The 19,874-nt window shown below is 42.9% G+C and carries 16 protein-coding genes; all 16 read right to left on the bottom strand.

The window, feature by feature from the left end; genetic code table 11:
- Positions 1 to 9: 9 nt before the first annotated feature.
- Positions 10 to 363, bottom strand: a complete 354-nt coding sequence (locus AC1EK3_RS05780) for a toxin-antitoxin system protein (RefSeq protein WP_480033727.1) — start codon at positions 361 to 363, stop codon at positions 10 to 12.
- Between the two features lie 10 nt (positions 364 to 373).
- Positions 374 to 601: a hypothetical protein gene (locus AC1EK3_RS05775; RefSeq protein WP_480033728.1), complete on the bottom strand. Its 228-nt coding sequence runs from the start codon at positions 599 to 601 to the stop codon at positions 374 to 376.
- Between the two features lie 133 nt (positions 602 to 734).
- The gene (gene thrB, locus AC1EK3_RS05770) at positions 735 to 1,811 is read right to left on the bottom strand and encodes a homoserine kinase (RefSeq protein WP_480033729.1); all 1,077 of its coding nucleotides are present in this window, start codon (positions 1,809 to 1,811) and stop codon (positions 735 to 737) included.
- 19 nt (positions 1,812 to 1,830) lie between these two features.
- A complete protein-coding gene (locus tag AC1EK3_RS05765; RefSeq protein WP_480033730.1) occupies positions 1,831 to 3,222 on the bottom strand; it encodes a homoserine dehydrogenase in 1,392 nt (463 codons plus the stop codon).
- A gap of 117 nt (positions 3,223 to 3,339) precedes the next feature.
- Positions 3,340 to 4,332 (bottom strand): CPBP family intramembrane glutamic endopeptidase, encoded by a 993-nt coding sequence (locus tag AC1EK3_RS05760; RefSeq protein WP_480033731.1) that lies wholly within the window; start codon positions 4,330 to 4,332, stop codon positions 3,340 to 3,342.
- Between the two features lie 117 nt (positions 4,333 to 4,449).
- Positions 4,450 to 5,592 (bottom strand): D-alanine--D-alanine ligase family protein, encoded by a 1,143-nt coding sequence (locus tag AC1EK3_RS05755; RefSeq protein ID WP_480033732.1) that lies wholly within the window; start codon positions 5,590 to 5,592, stop codon positions 4,450 to 4,452.
- 95 nt (positions 5,593 to 5,687) lie between these two features.
- Complete coding sequence (locus AC1EK3_RS05750; protein WP_480033733.1) at positions 5,688 to 6,683, bottom strand: NAD(P)H-dependent glycerol-3-phosphate dehydrogenase; 996 nt, start codon at positions 6,681 to 6,683, stop codon at positions 5,688 to 5,690.
- A gap of 143 nt (positions 6,684 to 6,826) precedes the next feature.
- The gene (locus tag AC1EK3_RS05745) at positions 6,827 to 7,711 is read right to left on the bottom strand and encodes a lysophospholipid acyltransferase family protein (RefSeq protein ID WP_480033734.1); all 885 of its coding nucleotides are present in this window, start codon (positions 7,709 to 7,711) and stop codon (positions 6,827 to 6,829) included.
- A 20-nt stretch (positions 7,712 to 7,731) separates the two neighbouring features.
- Positions 7,732 to 8,595: an anchored repeat-type ABC transporter permease subunit gene (locus AC1EK3_RS05740; RefSeq protein WP_480033735.1), complete on the bottom strand. Its 864-nt coding sequence runs from the start codon at positions 8,593 to 8,595 to the stop codon at positions 7,732 to 7,734.
- A complete protein-coding gene (locus tag AC1EK3_RS05735; protein ID WP_480033736.1) occupies positions 8,595 to 9,383 on the bottom strand; it encodes an anchored repeat-type ABC transporter ATP-binding subunit in 789 nt (262 codons plus the stop codon). The genes AC1EK3_RS05740 and AC1EK3_RS05735 overlap by 1 nt, the downstream gene beginning before the upstream one ends.
- Before the next feature lie 20 nt (positions 9,384 to 9,403).
- Positions 9,404 to 11,152 (bottom strand): anchored repeat ABC transporter, substrate-binding protein, encoded by a 1,749-nt coding sequence (locus AC1EK3_RS05730; protein WP_480033737.1) that lies wholly within the window; start codon positions 11,150 to 11,152, stop codon positions 9,404 to 9,406.
- Positions 11,153 to 11,183: 31 nt separating this feature from the next.
- Positions 11,184 to 13,424, bottom strand: coding sequence for a choice-of-anchor M domain-containing protein (locus AC1EK3_RS05725; protein ID WP_480033738.1), 2,241 nt, complete (start codon positions 13,422 to 13,424; stop codon positions 11,184 to 11,186).
- 13 nt (positions 13,425 to 13,437) lie between these two features.
- Positions 13,438 to 14,649: a TIGR03773 family transporter-associated surface protein gene (locus tag AC1EK3_RS05720; RefSeq protein WP_480033739.1), complete on the bottom strand. Its 1,212-nt coding sequence runs from the start codon at positions 14,647 to 14,649 to the stop codon at positions 13,438 to 13,440.
- Between the two features lie 34 nt (positions 14,650 to 14,683).
- Entirely contained in the window at positions 14,684 to 17,044 is a 2,361-nt protein-coding gene (locus AC1EK3_RS05715; RefSeq protein ID WP_480033740.1) for a choice-of-anchor M domain-containing protein, read from the bottom strand.
- Positions 17,045 to 17,272: 228 nt separating this feature from the next.
- Positions 17,273 to 17,827 (bottom strand): cysteine hydrolase family protein, encoded by a 555-nt coding sequence (locus tag AC1EK3_RS05710; protein ID WP_004118531.1) that lies wholly within the window; start codon positions 17,825 to 17,827, stop codon positions 17,273 to 17,275.
- 722 nt (positions 17,828 to 18,549) lie between these two features.
- Positions 18,550 to 19,509 (bottom strand): zinc-ribbon domain-containing protein, encoded by a 960-nt coding sequence (locus AC1EK3_RS05705; RefSeq protein WP_480033741.1) that lies wholly within the window; start codon positions 19,507 to 19,509, stop codon positions 18,550 to 18,552.
- Between the last annotated feature and the right edge of the window lie 365 nt (positions 19,510 to 19,874).

The following is a 19,874-nucleotide window of genomic DNA, read 5'->3' as shown; positions in this document are numbered from 1 at the left end:
ATTCGCGAGTTATTGCAACGCCGCTTGCAGTTGGCATTGCTCATTATGCATCTGAGCGTCTCTCAAAATCAAAGACTGTAAATACTTGCTCTTATTTGGCATGCCATCTCTCTTAGCAGCGCGAGAAATATATTCACTCCACGATTTAGGAACACGAAAACGCTCTTGAACACTGCTTTCGCGTCTTTCTTTCGAATTTGGTCTTCCTGGTCCAGACAATGATGCAAATATTTCGCTTGCATTGGAATCTTCAGAAAGCAAGGTTTGCATAATTACTGAAGCATCCTTGCCTGAAAATTGAACTGCAGGAGGATTTTTTGGAGCAGACACATTTTCATCAGCTAAATTCTCATAAATATCCATGTAAATCACCTCATTTGCTCCACTTTTTCCAATATTTAAACCATTTATCAGTTAAATGCTCTACGTGAAACACAAGAAAATCTTTACCTTGTGGCCTCGCAAGTACTTCGATTAAATCATCTTGCCATGCACCCGGACGTCTTAAACATATGACCAATGCAACAACTGTTCCTTTTGAACCAGGCGGATTTGACACATCATTAGGATTAACTAAGGCAAACCATATAGGCTTAGCCATAGCTTTTAGTATCTCTTCCTCATTTAGATGATCTTCATCGAAATGTTTGTATGCAGATTTGGGATCAAATCTAATAGTCATTGGCTAATTGTACCACAATTTATTGACTTGATAATTCTCAACTTCGCACAACCTATTCGCGAGTTATTGCAACGCCAGTAGAATCAACAAGCACGTGCAAAACGCGCCAGCCAGTACGCGAAAGCCACGGCTCAGCAATTGCGTCGATTTTTTGAGCCGCACTCTTTTTATACTCGGCATCTCCTGCATAAAATACAGCAACGCACGATCCTGCTCCCGAAATCGCTGCCGCAAAACCATGCTCGCGCAACATCTCCACCAGCTTCCACGAATCTTTCATAAGATTTGCACGATACGGTTGATGAAGAGCATCTTGAGTTGCTGCAAAAAGTAACGCATTTCGCGAAATATCAGATTTTACTGTGCCTAATTCATTTTCAGAATCGCTATTTAACTCACCAAAAGCAACCGGTAGCATTGCAGCTCGCGACACGTTAAATATTGCGTCACCATACGGCACTTTTGCTGGAAGCGCGCGCCTAGCAAGCTCTGTAGAAAGCTCGAAATCAGGAACGAATACCGACACAGAAATATCTTGCGAAACTTTGTATCGCACAGTATGAAAACCGGTAGAAAGCGGAGCTTCGCAATCTCCAGCCACGCGTACAGAACCTTTGCCTTCCCCAGCATCAAGCTTCCAACTCATCGTCAAGCCGCCAAAAACTGCAGGAGCAACATTGTCTGGATGACCTTCAATTGCGGCCGCGATTTCGAAAATTGCTTCGCGATTAAGATCACCTTCGTGCGCAAAAGCCCAAGCAGCGGCAACTGCAGCAACAATCGCTTCTGCAGAAGAGCCCATACCGCGCGCTTGCGGAATCCGATTATGCGCTTCTAACGTAAATCGCAAGTTTGGCAGACCAAATATTTTGCAAGCTTTGCGAAAAGTCGCTACAACTAGATGCGTTTCATCTTTTGGAAGCGTATCCTCGCCTTCGCCGTGAATAATTACGCGCACATTTCCAGCATAATCAAGCGAATCAAGCGAATTTTTAGAATGATTATCATCCAGAGTAAAAACTAAAGAATCCGCATAATCAAGCGCAATACCGGCTGTATCAAACCCAGAACCAAGATTTGCACTAGTCGCTGGCACGCGCACAGAAACACTATTACATACTGGATTCATACGATCACCTTCTCGCTTTTCACTTTATAACGCGCAAAACTAGCGGCTTTCCGCACACAACGTCCAACTTTTGCAAATCCTCGCAAATAGCTTGAACTGCAGCTTGCGAACATTCGCGCACAAGCACGCGCACACTGCCAGGTCCACCAAGACCGCACTGTGGGCAATCTGAATCACCTTCAGTTTGTGCATACTTAGCTTGGCACGCCGAAGCCAAACGCTCAGACGCAACGCCATGATCAGCAAAAACATCCATAACTTCGCTGCACAAAGCCAAAGAAGTATCTTCCATATTGCAACGAATCACAAAATCTGCTCTAGTCTGCTCGCTAGAAGCCGGCACATACTTGTTGTACATTGGCACGCCAAAACCTGCGAATCCACTCACAAGATTTCGAGCAGCACTAACAACATCACCAACAACAGCGCTTGCAGTTGGAGCGCCGCCTGCACCGCGTCCGTAGAACATTAAGTCATCGGCAGCCTTAGCCTTCACAAACACAGCATTAAAACTGCCGTGAACCGACGCCAAAGGATGTTCAGCGCTAACAAGAGCTGGATAAACGCTAACGCTTACGCCAGCATCTGTGCTTACGCAGCCATCCGAGTTGGACTCGCCGTCATCATGCCTTTCAACTGCCGCAAGCAGCTTAATTACACGATCTTCCGCACCTGCAGCCGCAATATCTTCAGCCGTAATCGCACTAATTCCCTCAACGGAAACATCGTCAATGCTTACTGGCATTTGGAATGCAAGAGTTGCAAGAATCGCAGCTTTATTTGCAGCGTCGAAACCTTCAACATCTCCGGTTGGATCAGCCTCAGCATAACCCTTTTCTTGAGCTGCGCGTAAGGCCGAGTCAAAATCAAGTCCGCGCACAGTCATTTCGTCAAGAATATAGTTAGTAGTTCCGTTTACGATTCCAAAAATTTGCGTAATTTCGTCACCAATAAGTGACTCTCGAAGCGGTCGAACAATAGGAATTGCTCCTGCTACAGCCGCCTCAAAGTACAAGTCAACTCCGTGACTTTCTGCACACTCGTATAATTCCGGACCAAACTTTGCAAGCAACGCCTTGTTTGCAGTAACAACAGATTTTCCGTGGCTCAGCGCGCTTTTTACAAAAGTATGCGCAGGCTCAAGTCCGCCAATAAGCTCGACTACAATATCAACGTCCTCGCGAGCGCACAAGGCGGCAGTATCCGTAGTTAGCAAATCACGATCAATCCAAGGCGCGTCAACTTCTTCCGGGCGCAAGCACGCAACTCCTGCAAGCTCAATATTTGCGCCAATTCTAGCCGCAAGCTCATCACCTTGCTCAACTATAAGTCGCGCTGTTTGCGAACCGACTGTTCCTGCGCCAAGCAATCCAACGCGAATAGTTTTATTAGCTAATTTTTTGCTTAACATATAACTCGCCTCCTCAAGTCATGAATTTTGAATTTTGAATTTTCTTTTTTACTAAAAATAATAGTTACTAAAAATAGCAGTTACCAAAAATAAAAATAACAGCTACAAAAATAACAGCTACGAAAAAAGCATCATCACATTAAGAATCACAGAAATAATTAAAAATGTAATTACGCCTACAGTTCCATAAAGCGATTTCAAATTATCTTTCTTAGGCAATTCCAAAGGCGCATCAAAGAAAACTAAATATCGGCGATTACGAACAATTAATACTATTCCAACTACAAACACTGCAAACACAAATATGCTAAATAATCCAGCTAGCACGAATCCATAAGGCAAATTCATTAACTCTTCATTTGATAGTTTGTCAACTTCTATAAGATTTCCTTTTGCATCTGTCATCTGTTTTAGCATCCATAAGAAGACAATGCTTCCCTGGAAGTTCACAATCATGTGAAGAAATATGCTGTAACGCAATTTAGAAGTACGCACGTACATGTACCCGAGAATAAGCCCAAGCCCGAAAGCGTAGAAAAATTGGAATATATTCATGTGGTATAACGCAAAAGCTAAAGCAGAGAACACAATTGCTTTCTTTTCGCCATACGCACGCAATCTAGAAAGTATTTGCTTTCTAAAAAACCATTCTTCCACAATAGGAGCAAGAATCACTACGAATACAAGCGTTTCCCACATATTTCCAGAGGCAATAGTTTCTGAAATGCGATTTTTTGCTTTACTGTCTGTAATAAATGAAGCTAATGTTGCACCAATTAAGCTTCCGCCATACATAACTGGCACACTAACTGCGTAGAATCCCAAAAATTGACGCAAAGACATAGGGAATTCATGCGATGCAAGAGTTGGTACTGCTCGCATAATCAGCATTGCAATAGGAATCGCTATTAAATATTGCGCAATATCAGATACTAATATTGTTCCAATAGATTTTTCTAAAAATTCTTTAGGCAAAAAATACGGAAAGCACACGCCTAATGCACATGCAGCAGCAATCCACACAACCATGAACACGCATAATGACATTCCAATAGTTCCCTGTCGCTTTTGCGCCAACAAATATTGTTCGTCATATTGCATATCTTGCATACTCATCCTTTTATTATTTTTTACGCTTTATTTAGATTTTCGCTTTTTATTTGACGTGTGCTAAGTTTGCGGTACTTGCGGTACTTGCATTACTTGCGCTGCTTGCGCTATTAACTCTTACTTAAGCACACCCTCAATAAGTTTTGTAATTAAATCGCTATAGCTTATTCCGGTCGCTTCCCAAGCTTTTGGATACATGGAAATTGGCGTAAATCCAGGCATCGTGTTGATCTCGTTAAGGATTACACGACCATCTTTAGTTACGAAAGAATCTACTCGACTAAGTCCACGACCGTCTGCCGCTTTAAATGCTGCAAGCGCTGTTTTACGCACGAGCTCCAAAGTTTCCGCAGGAAGATCTGCTGGAACTTCAACGTGCGAAGCTGCGGAATCCATGTATTTGCTGTCAAAATCGTAGAACTGGTCTTCGCCAGCCTCGCGCTTGTCGAGCACAACTTCTCCAGGCCAGCTTGCCTGAGGCTCGTCGCCGTCATGCGCTGCAAGAACAGCACACTCGATTTCGCGCGCGTCAATTCCTTGCTCTACTAACACTCGCCAATCGTGCTTCGAAGCTTCAAAAACGGCTTGCGCCAAAGCTTTAGCATTGCGCGATTCCACTTTTGTAACGCCAAAGCTGGATCCTGCACGGCTTGGCTTTACAAAAAGCGGATACTCTAGTTTTGCAGCTTCAACTTGCGCAAGAATTTCATTTTCGTATGCAGCAAAATGATTTACAGAGTCTCCTGCAAACTTTCGCGCATCCAGTGCGATTCCCGGAGCCACAGAAATTCCAGCTGCCTTAAAAAGTTGCTTCGCGTAATACTTATCCATGCATGCAGCCGAAGCCAACACTCCGCAACCGACGTACGGCACTTGCATCATTTCTAGCAAGCCTTGCAAAGTGCCATCTTCACCGTTTGGACCGTGAAGAACAGGGAAAACAGCGTCAATATGACCCAAACTCGTAAGCGTGCCGTCTGCTTCTCGCACCAAGAATCCGTCTGCACCCTTTGCAGGGTCAAGCACAACATCGCGCGTCTGCTCGGTTTTTGTGATTACTGGCAACTCGCCTTCTTCCATGTGGAAGTTACGCGGATCTTCGCCACCAACAATCCATTCGCCTTGCTTCGTGATTGCAATGCGCACAATCTCGAATCGACTTTCGTCTACAGCACTGAGCACTCCAGCAGCAGATATGCAAGAAATCGAATGCTCGTCTGCCTTACCGCCATACAAGAACACTACACGCTTTTTCGTCATTTTTTTCCTTTAAATATTTTAATTATTTTGGATTATTTTGAATTATATTGGATTATTTTCGATTATTTACGCGCGCTACTTTTCGCAAAAGCTACTTACTCTTCGCAAACGTCGTCGTCGAAAAGCATTGCGAGCATTTCTTGGCAGGAGATTCCTTCTTCAAGCACGCGAGCCATTGCGCTTGCGAGAGGTGTTTCAACACCCAAACGCTTACCCATTGCCACAACTGCGCTTGTGGTTGGCACGCCTTCTGCAACGCCATTGCTTACAGCGGTTGCTTCTTCAACGCTCATTCCTTTACCGAGATTTGAGCCAAAAGTATAGTTGCGACTTAGAGGAGATCCACAAGTTGCAACTAAATCGCCGAAGCCTGCAAGACCTGCAAAAGTGCGCGAATCTGCGCCTTCTGCAACGCCCAAAGCCGTCAATTCTGCCAAACCGCGCGTTTCAATCATAGCCGCCGTGTTTTCGCCGTATCCTGCGCCTCGAGCCATTCCAACTGCGAGCGCAACCACGTTTTTAAGCGATCCGCACATTTCTACGCCGATTACGTCTGTTGACACAAACGCCTTAAAGTAGCTGTTTGAGCATGCTTTTGCAACTACTTCTGCTTGAGATTTTTCTGCGCAAGCAACTACTGCTGCAGCCGGGTGGCGAGATGCAACTTCCTTGCTCAAGTTTGGTCCGGAAAGTGCAGCAAAACGGTTACGCGGTAAGTTCAAAGCTTCGCACACGACTTCATCCATGCGCTTGCCGGTTGTGCGCTCAATGCCTTTCATAAGCGAAACAACAATCGCATTTTGTGGAATAAGACCAACAAATTCTGCTAACGCAACGCGAGCAAACTGTGCTGCAATTGCCACGACTACAATATCCGCATTCGCAACAGCCTCTGCTCGATCCCCAGTTGCAGTCATGTTTTCTGGAAGTTTTTCAACGCTTGGCAAGCGCACGCCGTTATGGTGATGATCGCGAATTCCTTCAACAATTTCTGGCTCTATTGCCCACATTGTCACTTGATTTCCTGCATCCGCAAGCACTTGTCCAAACGCAGTTCCCCAAGCACCAGCACCCAACACCGTAACGTTCATGTTTTTACGTCCTGCCTTTCGGTTGTGGTTTTATAAGCTACTGTATAGCTATTTTTATTTGTAATCACACTATTACACAATTCTACACATGACGCTTTACGGGATTTTAAAAAGATACTTTATTTTATTCTTCCGTATATTTTTTATTCTTCCGTAACGCGTTTCATCTGCCTGTAATCGAAGTATCCTGCAGGAGATTTTTCTCCACGAATTTCTTCCATAATTTGCGTCATACGAACTCGCACGCGACGAGCCAACTCTTCAGCAGATTCAAGAGGAGGCATTTCCCCCCAATTTTCGCTTCCCTGCAGCAAGTCAGCATAATCAAGTTGGGTATCGTAGCACATTACAACATTTTTCTTTGGCCACGGCCACCAGTGATTAATGCTTGCTGCGCCCCATGTAACCGCGCAAAATAGCGGAATCTGATGTCCGAGCCTGCGAGAAGCTTCGAGAGCAATTATACCAATTCCAGGCTTCATGCTCATAGGCCATTTTTTAGGATCGCGCGTAACTGTTCCTTCAGGCCATACACTTAAAGGTCTTCCGTTTGTGAGGATTTTGATTGATTCTTCCTCAATTTCGCGCGCTTTTCCGCTTCTGCGCGGGACCGGTTGCATACCTACAAGTTGGAACCATTTTCCTAAGATTGGCCAGTGAGCAAGTTCTGCTTTTGCCATGTAGCGCGGACGGCGACCTTGGTGGAATAGTGCGGTCATAGGTATAAAAACGTCAAACATCGTCACATGCGTGCAAGCGGTAATAAACACGCCTTCTTCTGGCACGTTTTCCAACCCCCAGGCGCGTACTTTACATCTAGAGCGCAATACGCGCGATGTTCCTTCGAGCAGTCTTTCGGCGGCTTTAGGATTTTGTGCGTCAATTTCTGCCTGGTTTGGATTACGTTTTCCTGTCGGATAGTAATACGTTGGATCAACTAGATTGTGTTTACTTGCTAAAAGCTTTACTTGCTCATCACTGAGTGGTTTTACTGCACTTCTTGGCGAAGGTTTTCCTTTTGATACCATGCTTTCTATTGTGCAGCATGCTATAAACCTACGCTACGACCTACTTTTGCAATCAACCCATGTTTAGGAGAGCACGCCCAAGCGAGCACAAATAGAGCGGTTGCTACGAGCACAATTGTTCCGCCTGTTGCTGTATCAAAGCTCCACGAAATATACATTCCAACAATCGAAGAAACGCAACCAATAACAGGAGCTAAAATCATCATTCTCGACAGCCTATCCGTAAGCAGTCGCGCAGTTGCAGCAGGAGTCACAAGCAGAGCAAGCACAAGCACGTTTCCAATAATTTGCACGGAAACAACTACAGCAATCGCCACCAAAACGTATAACATTCCATCTAGCCATGCAACTGGCAATCCCATTGCGCGCGAAGTTTCTCGATCCATCGATACACAAACAAGCTCTTTGTGAAACATGCATAATATAGCCAAAATAATCAAACCAGTAACAGCAACAACAGCGATATCTGAATCAGGAATACCTGTAATCGAGCCAAACAAGAAGGATTCCAACGATCCAGCGTAGCCAGATGCTTTAGAAATAATCACAATTCCAAGAGCGAAAGCAGATACGAAAAATACGCCAATAAATGAGTCTTCGCGAAGCCTACGGTTTTGGCTAAAAATAGATACGATTAGCGCGGTTGCAACTCCTGCGAGCGCTCCTCCAAGCAACAAATTTCCTTGCAATACGAAGGCTATTGCAAGTCCAGGGAATACTGAATGAGCTACAGCATCTCCGATAAATGCCATTCCTCTAAGCACTACATAGCATCCAACTACACCACAAATTACGCTAGAAAGGCACGCTACAATAAGTGCTTTTAGCAAAAACCAAAGATCAGGATTTGTTAAATCTTGTATAAATTCTATTGGAGATAACATTACTTTTCCACCACACTTTCCTTACCAATTACGCGCTCAACTGCTTTAATAAGCGGATTTTGCGGAGCTACGTGGAAGGTTCGTACCCACTGTTCTGTTTGCAAATTTTGCGGATCGTCGTCGCCCACAATAGTGCCATCAAATAGCATTATTCTCGAGCATGAGTTAATTGAGCCAATAATATCGTGCGAACTCATGAGAATTGCTTCACCAGAAGCAGACAATTTCAAGAACAAATCGGTAAGCAGCTCCTGAGTAGGCATATCGAGTCCAGTAAACGGTTCGTCTAGCAAAAGCAAACGCGGCTCTCCAGCCAATGCTCTCGCAACAAGCACGCGTTGCCGCTGGCCTCCAGAAAGTTCTCCAATCGTGCGATCTTGAAAATCAGCCATTCCTGTGCGCTCAAGCGAGTTTAATGCAATCTCGTAATCTTCTTTTTTAGCGCGGCGAACGTAACCAATATGACGAATCCTACCCATCATCACTACATCTAAAACAGAAAGTGGGAAATCCCACGCAATATCGTGACGTTGAGGCACATACCCAACATAAGATACGCGAGAATTAAGTTTTGCACCTTCCATATGAGGAGCACGCACTTCGAGTTTTCCAGTATGTGGAATCAAACCCATAATCGCACGAAATAGCGTTGTTTTACCGGCACCGTTTGCACCAAGCAATCCCACAAATTCGCCACTATTAATGGTAAAAGAAACGTCTTTTACAACAGCGCGATTCCCGTACGAAATATTCAAATTTTGTGCGCAAATTACTGCATTTTCTTCCATATTTACTACCTTTAACACTTTCACTTCAAACATTTCGCTAAAGAATCCGCGTTAGCTCGCATCATATCCGCGTAAGTTCGCACATTTGCGTCGAAAGCGTCACCATAAATTGGGCAAACTTTCACATGTGCTTCAGACGCAAGCTCTTTAAGCACAGACGAGCGCGAAATTAAATTCGGCTCTAAAAACACTGCAGGGATTTCCAAGTCGCGCAAAATTTGCGAAAGTCTGCGCCTATCTTGCACGCTTGGCTCGCTTGAAGGGTTGATTGTTACAAATCCCGCAATATTTACGCCATAAGCTTTACCTAAGTACGCAAAAGCGTCATGCGTTGTAACCAAGTTGCGGCGCTCTTTTGGAATTGACGCAACTTTTTTACGCATATAAGCGTCTACGTCGAGCAGCTTGTTAATATACCGGTCCGCATTTGCGCGATATTTGCAAGCATTTTTAGGGTCTACTTCGCACAAGCGGTCAGCTATTGTGCGCACATAAGCAATTCCGTTTTTCACTGACTGCCATAAATGCGGATCAATATCTCCGTGAACATGTTTTCCAAGAACGGCTTGTGGAAGTTGATAGATTTTCTGCCGCGCAAATCCAAGGAATCTATAGCCTTGTTCAGCTGGAATTTCTTTTAAAGCATTAGTCGGCACTTCTACTACTACATCTCGCGGCTCATAATACACGCGCTTTGGCGCAACCGACCGCTTTTCTTGCAAAGTGTCAACTCTGTACAAGAATCCGCGTTTAGCTAAATCGTAAGCCAAATCTGCATGTCCTTGATTCAAAACTACGCTAGCTCCACGCTTTTTCGCTAATTTCTGCGCGTTAATGCCGACAGCAAAACGCATAGTTGCGTTTCCTAAACTTGCAACCCTCTCGTTTTGAGCATTGAGCATATCTGCATGAAAATCGAGAGTGTATTCTCCTGGCTTACTAAAAGCCCAACTTAAATGCGTGTGCGCGTCAGCAGGCAAATCCACATGATCTTCATCGTTAATTCCGTTTGCTGAATTAACGTAAGTTTCTACGCTTCCAAAAGTGCCAGTAAGGTAAGCAAAAAGCGAACCAGGCCCAGTTACTTTAGTTGCAGTTAAGCGGATCCTGTCCGAACGCTTCATGTTGTATGCTTTTGGCTTTATTACAGTAGCGCGTCCTTCTTTCGTTACAGTTGAAGGCGCGTTTGACTGCGAAGACTGAGAAACTTGAGAAAACTGCGACTTATCAGATTTCTCTTTAGATTTCTCTTGCTCTTTAGCGTCTTTAGTTTCCTCAACCGGCTGCGAAGTTCGTCGCTCTGTAGCAAGACCAAGCCAAATAGTATCTAACGACACATCTTCGACCATTGGAATAATATCCGCCGCATGTTTCACGCTTTCTTCAGCAAGTTGCACATTCGGCACGCCTTTTCGCAAATTCGCATCTAAAGCAGTAATAACACCATGCTCCTCAAGCATCATGTAATTACTAAAAGCCACATCCGCATACACAACGTCTCTGATTGAACGCAATCGCGGCTCGTAAGAGTGCGGATCTGCATTATCAGGCACAATTGAACTCACATTTGCAGCATCACCTGCTACATTCGCAACCATATCGCGCAAAACGCCTGTAGTTGTAACTACATTAATGCGACCATCGCGATGTCCTGCACGATTCCCGTTAGCACTACCACAAGCAGAAAGCGGCAAAATAAGCGCGACGACTGCAATTACAGCAAGCGAAGAAAACAAAGTTTGCTTTACTTTTTTGGGCTTATAAATCACCCTTACACACTCCTACTACTAATAGTGCAACCTAATAGCGCAACAACCAGTTGAAGCTAATAAGCCCGCGCTTGTACAGATACCAAATTCCTGCACCCAAAACGCCAAGCACAGCAATAATTCCACCAGCAAGAAGCGAATAAGCAAGTAAAGGATTTCGCTTAAATAATCCTGTTACACCTTTTGCTTCAGACTTCGCAACATCGTCACTATCGTTCAACTTCTGTCGGTACAAACTTTTAGCGAGCCTCTTGTTACTAATTTTTGAAACAAGACCTTTATGCTTTTTAGCTTTTCTTGGCAATTGTTTTCCAGAGTGCGAATTGTTTGATCCAAAACCACGACCACCAACAAAAGAATTTCCGCCACCAACGGCACCGCTTCCGCGACTGCCATTATTTCCGCCAGAAGGAGGCAAATTAGTAGGTTTTGCTGGATTATGAGGTGCAGAAGGACCAACTTTTTTGCCTTGTGTATCCTTTTTTTCAATACTTCCGCCGCCGTCAGCATACCCCATTGGCGTTTCTTGTGGATCTACGCCAACAGCAACGTGAATATTGCGAGTTACTGTAGAATTTCCGTCGGAAGCTTGGAATTGCAATGTGTAATATCCCGGTTTGTCGAAATCCCAATTCGCATGAGCATGCGTATTTGCAGGTATCGTATAATCTGTTGCTCCTTGAGTGGAGAAAATCTCTTGATCTCCGCCGCCCAGGCCTCCAAACATCCAAACGCGTACGTTTCCAGGACCTTCAACTCCTGTTAGGCTCAATTGAGTTGGCTTATGCGGATTCATAGACTGATTATTCCAACCCATCCACGGCACACCATCAATTTGTGTTTGCGGTATACGATAAACGCCATTAGTTTTACCAGCATCACCAACTGCAAATACAACTGTGTCTGGGTCTCTAAAGACGTGGCTTCCTGTCACATCTTCTTGCACAGCCATATCAACATTATTTGAATCGCCAGTATATACAGCAATATCAACGTGACCGTGGTCTATAACAAGTTTGTCACCCTTGATGTCTTTGAATTTTGTTGCAGCAGATTGCTGATTTTGAGAATTTTGCTTTCCGCCTTTAACGTTATGTCCACCATTAAAAAGACCACCGTTATTGTTTCCAAAGAGTCCGTTATTGCCTCCAAAAAGCCCGCTATTACCTCCAAAAAGACCGCTATTGCCTCCAAAAAGCCCTTGTTGCTGCATTTTTGCTCCAGGCCATGGAGTCACATACACAGTGTTGTTGTTGCCGTTAATGAAGAAAGATCCGTTACTTTGTTGCAAATTAATGCCATTACCTTCACTTTGAGAATCTTCATCGTCATTATCATCTGAATCTTCTTCGTCTTCGCCACCTTCATCACCGTCAAAAGATACGCCATCATAATCAGCAAAATCCCCAACTGTTACATCATGATTAGTGACGTGGAATGTATAGACTTGCTCAGCACTTTGCTCCTCGCCACCAACGGTAGCAGTAGCCTTCATTTTTAACTTGTACACACCAGGACGGTTAAAAGACCAATACATGTGCGAATGCTTGCCACTAGTCTCAGTGATATCAACATCTTTCGGCCATCCGTCAGCAGAGCCAAGCATTTTCTCATAATCGTCACCGCTGCGAGTGTACATAAAAACTTCACCATTATGAGGTGCTTCGATACCAGTTAATGACAGTTTGACTGTTGAACCAACTGAAGTAGAACCAGCTCCCTTATATAACGGTCTAGTATCTAAACCAGGCCATAATGCACCAGTATTCCCGGCTCCCGACTGATCGAAGAACCAGACTACACCTTCGCGAGTTGTTGCGTAGATTTCTTTTATTACCGGATTGTTCTCAGCTTTGGAAAGCTGCATGATGTTTTTAGAGCCGACTTCAAAAATAAGTCGATTCGTATCGTAACGAGTGCCATCATAATCATCACTTTCAAACGCATCACCCAAGGTGCCCAATACTATGCGCCTGCTTGCACTATCAAAGAAAGTTGCAAAAACGTCAGCATGACCTTTATATGCGTGGCACATTGCAGCTTTACTATCAGCCGCAGGTTGTGAATCAGTTTTACCTAATCTAGCGGCCTTACACGCTTCAAAATTAGCTTTCTTTATGGCGTCAAAATCTTTAGAAGATTTCTTTCCGCTTACAACAGTTGCGTCACTGCCATTGTCAGCAAAAGCTGCAGGCGCTCCCATCATCATGCCGCACAAGCACACGCCCACCAAAAAAGCGCGAGATAATTTCTTTATACTATTACGAACCATTTTCGTTACACCATTATTTCCACTGAGTACCATCAGATTGCATATCGTCCGATTGAGAATATTGAGAATTATTAATTGGTGACATTACTGTTGTTTCTTGATCACGCACTAGATTTGACAAGGTATTGTCGCCATTTGCATTATTCACAGAATTTGCATTATTCGCATACTGTTGATTAGCTTGTGCAGAAACTTGCTTAGCGAGCGCAAGATTTCGTGCTTTCTTACTTTTAACTACAGCTATTAGCACAAAAATCACAATAATTACGGCAATAATAGCCACAAAAATACCTACGATTTGAAGAACTAAAGCCGTATCGTCACTTTTCTCAGATACTTTGTGAGAATGCTTATGCTTGTTGTGGAGAAGTTTGTTATGATGACCAGCTTCATCTTTCCCAGCTTCATCGTTGTCTTCTTCATCTTGATCCTCTTCGTCGCCATCGTCACCCTCGTCGTCACTTGCTCCAGCAGCAGCGCCCGCACCTAAAGCGGCATTAGGATCAGCATTATCTCCAACTGCAAAATTAAGAACACGCGTATCGCTTACAGCGCGTCCATTTTTAAGCTTTCCAGAAAAAGTAAGCTTCACATGATAAATTCCAGGCTTAGAAAACACCCAATTAACGTGAGTATGAGCGTTAGTTTCAATCCAGCTGTTTTGTGGATAACCTTTAGTACTATCCCAAAGCTGCTGTGGATTGTTATTGCCATTTTCTAAGTAAACATGCAATTTGCCTGGACCACTTACTCCTTCAAGCGAAAGGTTCGCGCCGCGATCGAGCTCGTTAAGCACGCCACCTTCCTGCGTATTCCAACCAAGCCACGGCACGTCGGGATTCTGAGTTTGTGGAATAACATACAGCTTCGTTCCAGGCTTTTCGCCAATAAAACTGTAAGCAGCGTCATCAGGCATAGGAATTATTGAATTGCCGCCTAATTTAAATACCACATTTTCTGGGTCTCGCCACACTGGTTCGTCACCAGTATCATCGCGAATCTTCAATTTCCATTTGCCATCGATTAGCGTTGGTCCAAAATCAGCATGACCTGCTTGAATCATAACTGGCTGACTGCCTTCATTAGCATAAGCAGTCTCCTGCATTGGATTTGGTACACATAAAGATGCAACCAAAGTTACTAAAGAAAATATGAGCGCAAGTAACGCAGTAGAATATGCATGCTTTCGTTTTACTCGCAATGTTTCATTTTGTTTGTAATTCATTATTTAAACTTTCTAGTAATAATACGAATACTATTTACAACAATTTCAATTTAGAACGTACCAATGCTCCGCATGCGCCAGTTATTGTACATAAGCCAACGCTCGCGCTTGAAGCTGCAACCGCAACCCATTTATTCGAGGAACTATTACCTTTCGTATCATCTGAATCATCTTCATAAGATTCATCAGATTCTTCGTCATATTGCCTTGCACCTTGCAAAGCATGGCGTTCATTATTCTTAACAAAATCAGAGTTATTGACAGAACTATTTCCGGAATTATTGCCAGAATTATTATCTGTTCTTACGAAATTACGAATAGTCTGTCCACTTTTCTTAGAGCTCTTGTTCTTAGTATGAGTTCCGCCAAAAGTTCGTCGCGATGAATTATGCGACGATTTTCCGCTTGAATTTTCTGTTCTTGTAAAAGAGCTAGAGCCAGAACTAGAGCTAGAGCCAGAACCAGAACCATTTTGCACATTATTATTAGAATTATTCTTACGATTAGTGCGGTTAATCTTATTGTGATTATTCTTTGTGCGCTTTAATTTTTTGTTGGATTTCTTAAAGAAATTAGATTCGAATTGGAATCCACCGTTAAAATTAGATCCAAATATCCCAGAATTTTCAGCGCCGCCGAATACGCCTTTCAAAAAGCTCCTGCCACCAGCAAAATGATTAGTATTATTTTTGCGCTTATTATGACGCTTATTATTGCTCTTCTTATGACGCTTCTCATGGCGCTTTTTCCCATGAGGATTCTCATCATCTTCAGAATCAGAACCGCTTTGATCATCATCGCCATCATTGTTATGAGAGTGAGGAACACCTTTCATCTCAATAACATAATCGCAAAACTCATCAAACATTTTATTGCGGTAAAGCTCACCGTTCTTTAAAACTAAGGAAGGACGAATCGTTGCACCTTGCATTGATGCATCAAGTTTTAAGTCCAACTTGCTGCTAACAGCACCAGGAATGCGCTTAAAATCGTTTTCCCCTTCCTTTTTCATCAACCAAACATAGTCTTTAACAATGGAAGTTACTGGACTTGTCGGATCGTCAATTGGATCACCAGTAGTAGCATCTGTTGCAACATGAGGGTTAAGCAATACTGTTTTCGCGTGTAAAGTATCCCCTGGTTTGAAACGCTTATAAGGAGCAATTGCTTTTACTACAGGATGTCCGTCGGCACCGTGATCTTCAACGGCGATGGTTGCAGACGCAGTATCTTTGCCAACTTGCGTTTCACCTTCAGTTGCGTGAGCATACACTTTCATCTTGTTCATTGCAGGCTCAGCTGGAAGCTGCAATCTCTCAGCAAAAAGAGTGGTTCCATACGCGTCAGGACCTTCGTCAGCACGCACATATCTCCACTCAATACGAGCACCCTTTGGTTTGTTAACTACTTTTAAGTCTAAACCACCATAACCTTCGTATGAATGATAATGCGGATGAGGCCCGGAATCACGAATATTGCCGATGCGCATATCGCCGCCATCGTCTTTATCCGTGTCTTTATGATCTTTGGAAGCTTCGTGCGCTTCTTCATCATCGTCAGGATTAATAAAATCACCGCGACGATGCAAATCAAGCGTTTCCGTAAGTCCAGAAGCAGGTACTTCGCCTGAATATGTATCTTCTACTTCAAAAGTGTATTCTGCAGGCTCAGTTGTGATCTGCTTTTTAGTGTTTTTATTTGTAATAGTTGCTGCTACTTTTAGCTTGTAAACGCCAGGCTGCGTAAATCCCCAGTTTGCATGCACGTGACCAGCAGTATGTTGGTGAATTACGCCAGGTAGCATAAATCGACTGCCATCAGTATCAGGTTCGTCGTCTAAATCGTTCTCTTCAAATGATAATTTCTTCGAATTTTTTCCAATGCCATCGGTAGTCCAAAGCAGAATGCGTCCGTTCATTGGTCCAGTAACCTGCTGAATTGCAATATCCGCTGTTGCGTCATCTGCATGTGATGCGCCAACTAAAGTTGCAGCATAACCTGTGTCCCAACCCGGGAAAAGAGGGTTTCCTTTTTGATTTCCGGAACTATCGAGATAGTAGTATTCAGTAGCGAGCGCAGGAAGCTGCGATTTTGTAGTATACGTGCTTTTTGCTACGCGCAAAGTAGTGTTTTCAGGCTTTAAGAAAGTGGTACCGTCTTTTTCGACGGCCATAATGAATTTACCGTTGTATTGAATTGGGTAAAATACGTCTGTATGGCCGTGACTTAGCACTTCCTTTTTTGTAGGATCGTAGTTTTCGCCAGGATTACTATTTTCTAATGCAACTGCCGGTAAAGCTGCACTAAATCCTGATACAAGCACGGCAAACGCAAGTATTGCAACACTTGCCATTGCAAAAGCACGTTTCCCAATATTCCTAATGACCTGAGTCATAATTATTATTTCGCTCTCTACACTTCATCTTCTTCAGTCTTATCTGCTCTCTTCTAATATCAGATAATTATTGAAGATATTTTTACAACGTGTATCAATAATAATAATGATTCTCATTAATAGCAAGTCGACACTCCAAATAAACAAAAACGCTGGCAGCTCAAAGCAACCAGCGTCGATTATTTAATAATTATTCAATATTTATCTAATATTTTTTAAAAGCAACTTTTAGCCTTCCACAATATCCGCATTAAGGCAAGTCTTAAAATGACGCAAAGCCCATTCGTGACCTGCAGGATCAAAGCTTGCAACGGCATCTTTGTGAACCACAATCTTGAATCCAAGATTATACGCATCGACAGCAGTGTGAAGCACGCAAATATCCGTGCAAACTCCCACCAAATGCAACTCCTCAATGTGACGTTCGCGAAGCTTAATCAGCAAATCCGTGCCATTAAACGACGAGTAGCGAGTTTTATGAATGTAATAAACATTGCTTTTATCTTTATTTGCTTCGTAAAAATCACCAAGCGTGCCATACAGCTTCTGGCCGTGAGTTCCGGCGATATTGTGAGGTGGGAAAAGCTTAGTTTCAGGATGATACGGATCGTTCAAATGATGAGTATCAATCGCAAAAACCACGAACTCGCCAGCGTCAAGAAATTCCTGCGAAATCTCAGTAATACGCTTCTCGAGCTTTTGCGCAGGCTCACCTACAGTAAGAGAGCCGTCGCTTGCCACGAAATCATTCGTATAATCAATGTTAATAAGGGCTTTATTCATACCTACTCCTTGTATGAAATTTGCAGAATAATCGCAAATAGCATTACTACTAACAGCATTATTGCAAATAGCACTACTGCAATAGCACAATCGCTTTAGTTACAATATTCCGCATTCTTAATTACTTGATTTTATTTCAATTGATAGCCCAATTATCAACTCAATTGCTGGCCCAATTGCAATCGGCGCAATACCTTAATATCCAATGAATACTCAAAGCTCACTTGCTTCTGCACCGACTATCATCATTTAATCACTACCTTGCGGCAAATGCGATATCCTGCGGATTCTTATGACTGTTTCCAACCACAAATGCCCTATATTTTCTTCGCGGTTGCGCGACGACCTGCTTGAACGCTGCGATTTAGCGCGCGAAAGCAACTCGGAGCGCCGAGCTTGCTCAAGGTTGAAAGCACAGTGTGCTTTCAACGCAAGCGAGGTCTGCCTTCGGCAATAAAGACGAAGGCAGGACAGGTTCGTATGGTAGTTCATTAGGAATTCTACTGTGACTGGTATGCGCTGACGACCTGCTTGAACGCTGCGATTTAGCGCGCGAAAGCAACTCGGAGCGCCGAGCTTGCTCAGGGTTGAAAGCACGGTGTGCTTTCAACGCAAGCGAGGTCTGCCTGCATAAATTGAGATGCAGGCAGGAGCAATTCGTAAGTTTTACATTTTTCTAATACGCGAACGCATAACTAGATTTGAACTAAAACCATTACTTTTTAGTAATCATCGCTTCCTACTGTGTCAACATCTATAGAATTTTCCGGCCTGAAACTTGCGGTATTTATTACAAAGTCTTTTGGTTTCCCATATTTGTCATATGCTGTTATCTTATAAATTCCTGGTAACCCAAAAATGACATCAAAAGCAGAAGTGCCATTATCGTAACAGCCATAGAGTTCCACTTCTTTACCATTTATTTTTATTTTTTGTTTATTACTAGGAACCTTTACCGATATAGAAGTAGCGGTACCAATAGAATCTATCTTATATTTTTTAAATATAAACAGTTGTGTTGAATCATATCTTAAATATAATGTTCTGTTAACGTTTTTATCTCCGACGTTATAGTTAACTTTAACTTTATAACAAGTAGATTTTTTTGCCTTCCCCATATTTACATATTTGTAATATTTTCCAGCAATACATTCGTAAGGAGTTGACGACAAGACTTTAGCATTTGAAATACGAGAGTTTGCGTCGCCTGCAAATTTGTCTGTAAACAGTGATTCATGCGGATTTACGTAAGTAAAACCACGAGGACTAGCATCAGTATATTCACTCGTTGCTTGAGTATACTTACCTTGAGAAACAAGATTTAAATAATTTTTAACCGTTGCTTCAGGAGAATATACTAGGTTTTGCAGCGTGAAATAAGTTACAATTGCTCCAACTACAAGTATCAAAAAAATTATTGATGCAATTACTGTTTTTCGCCTAGTTTTAAGCTTTTTATCTTTAACAGCAGATTCTTGCGGATTGACATAGTTTTCAGAGCTATAAAAATATTGCTGATTCATAGGATAGTAATTTTGCTGAAGTGATGCATTATTTGCGTTATAAGGCTGCGGTTCCGATTGATTTGTATGAAATGAACGCTCAGTTAAAGTTGCACCGCATAAGTTGCAAAAACTTGAATTATCATCATTAGCCGCACCACACGAATTACAGTAAACCATATACTTCTTCTCCTCTATAAAGCGTATTCATGTAAGAAATACATTTTATATTGTAGTACTTATTTTATTAAATAATTTTCAACATTCTCGATATTTATTGTACAAAGTCAACAATTAAAGCTAGAAAACTACTTATACTATGCATAATGTTGTATGAGTTTTTGGGAGTTTGCGCGACGACCTGCTTGAGTGCTGCGATTTAGAGCGTAGGTGGCATAAACTGCGCGCGTCTGTAAAGTTTTGGTCGGAATCTAGCTGGAAAGCGGCATAAACTTTACACAGCTACACAGTTTTGGTCGGATTTTCTTGCGTTCGCGGCATAAACTTTACACAGTTACACAGTTTCTGCCGTTTTCCGTTACTGG

Source organism: Gardnerella sp. C0026F2 (assembly GCF_056590715.1).
This window is presented reverse-complemented; position numbering and strand designations above follow the sequence as displayed.

Coding starts and splice junctions, on each gene's coding strand:
- AC1EK3_RS05760 (WP_480033731.1), bottom strand. CDS start 4,332: ATGCAAGATATGCAATATGACGAACAATATTTGTTGGCGCAAAAGCGA.
- AC1EK3_RS05750 (WP_480033733.1), bottom strand. CDS start 6,683: ATGAACGTTACGGTGTTGGGTGCTGGTGCTTGGGGAACTGCGTTTGGA.
- AC1EK3_RS05780 (WP_480033727.1), bottom strand. CDS start 363: ATGGATATTTATGAGAATTTAGCTGATGAAAATGTGTCTGCTCCAAAA.
- AC1EK3_RS05720 (WP_480033739.1), bottom strand. CDS start 14,649: ATGAATTACAAACAAAATGAAACATTGCGAGTAAAACGAAAGCATGCA.
- thrB (WP_480033729.1), bottom strand. CDS start 1,811: ATGAATCCAGTATGTAATAGTGTTTCTGTGCGCGTGCCAGCGACTAGT.
- AC1EK3_RS05775 (WP_480033728.1), bottom strand. CDS start 601: ATGGCTAAGCCTATATGGTTTGCCTTAGTTAATCCTAATGATGTGTCA.
- AC1EK3_RS05715 (WP_480033740.1), bottom strand. CDS start 17,044: ATGACTCAGGTCATTAGGAATATTGGGAAACGTGCTTTTGCAATGGCA.
- AC1EK3_RS05740 (WP_480033735.1), bottom strand. CDS start 8,595: ATGTTATCTCCAATAGAATTTATACAAGATTTAACAAATCCTGATCTT.
- AC1EK3_RS05705 (WP_480033741.1), bottom strand. CDS start 19,509: ATGGTTTACTGTAATTCGTGTGGTGCGGCTAATGATGATAATTCAAGT.
- AC1EK3_RS05735 (WP_480033736.1), bottom strand. CDS start 9,383: ATGGAAGAAAATGCAGTAATTTGCGCACAAAATTTGAATATTTCGTAC.
- AC1EK3_RS05745 (WP_480033734.1), bottom strand. CDS start 7,711: ATGGTATCAAAAGGAAAACCTTCGCCAAGAAGTGCAGTAAAACCACTC.
- AC1EK3_RS05710 (WP_004118531.1), bottom strand. CDS start 17,827: ATGAATAAAGCCCTTATTAACATTGATTATACGAATGATTTCGTGGCA.
- AC1EK3_RS05755 (WP_480033732.1), bottom strand. CDS start 5,592: ATGACGAAAAAGCGTGTAGTGTTCTTGTATGGCGGTAAGGCAGACGAG.
- AC1EK3_RS05765 (WP_480033730.1), bottom strand. CDS start 3,222: ATGTTAAGCAAAAAATTAGCTAATAAAACTATTCGCGTTGGATTGCTT.
- AC1EK3_RS05725 (WP_480033738.1), bottom strand. CDS start 13,424: ATGGTTCGTAATAGTATAAAGAAATTATCTCGCGCTTTTTTGGTGGGC.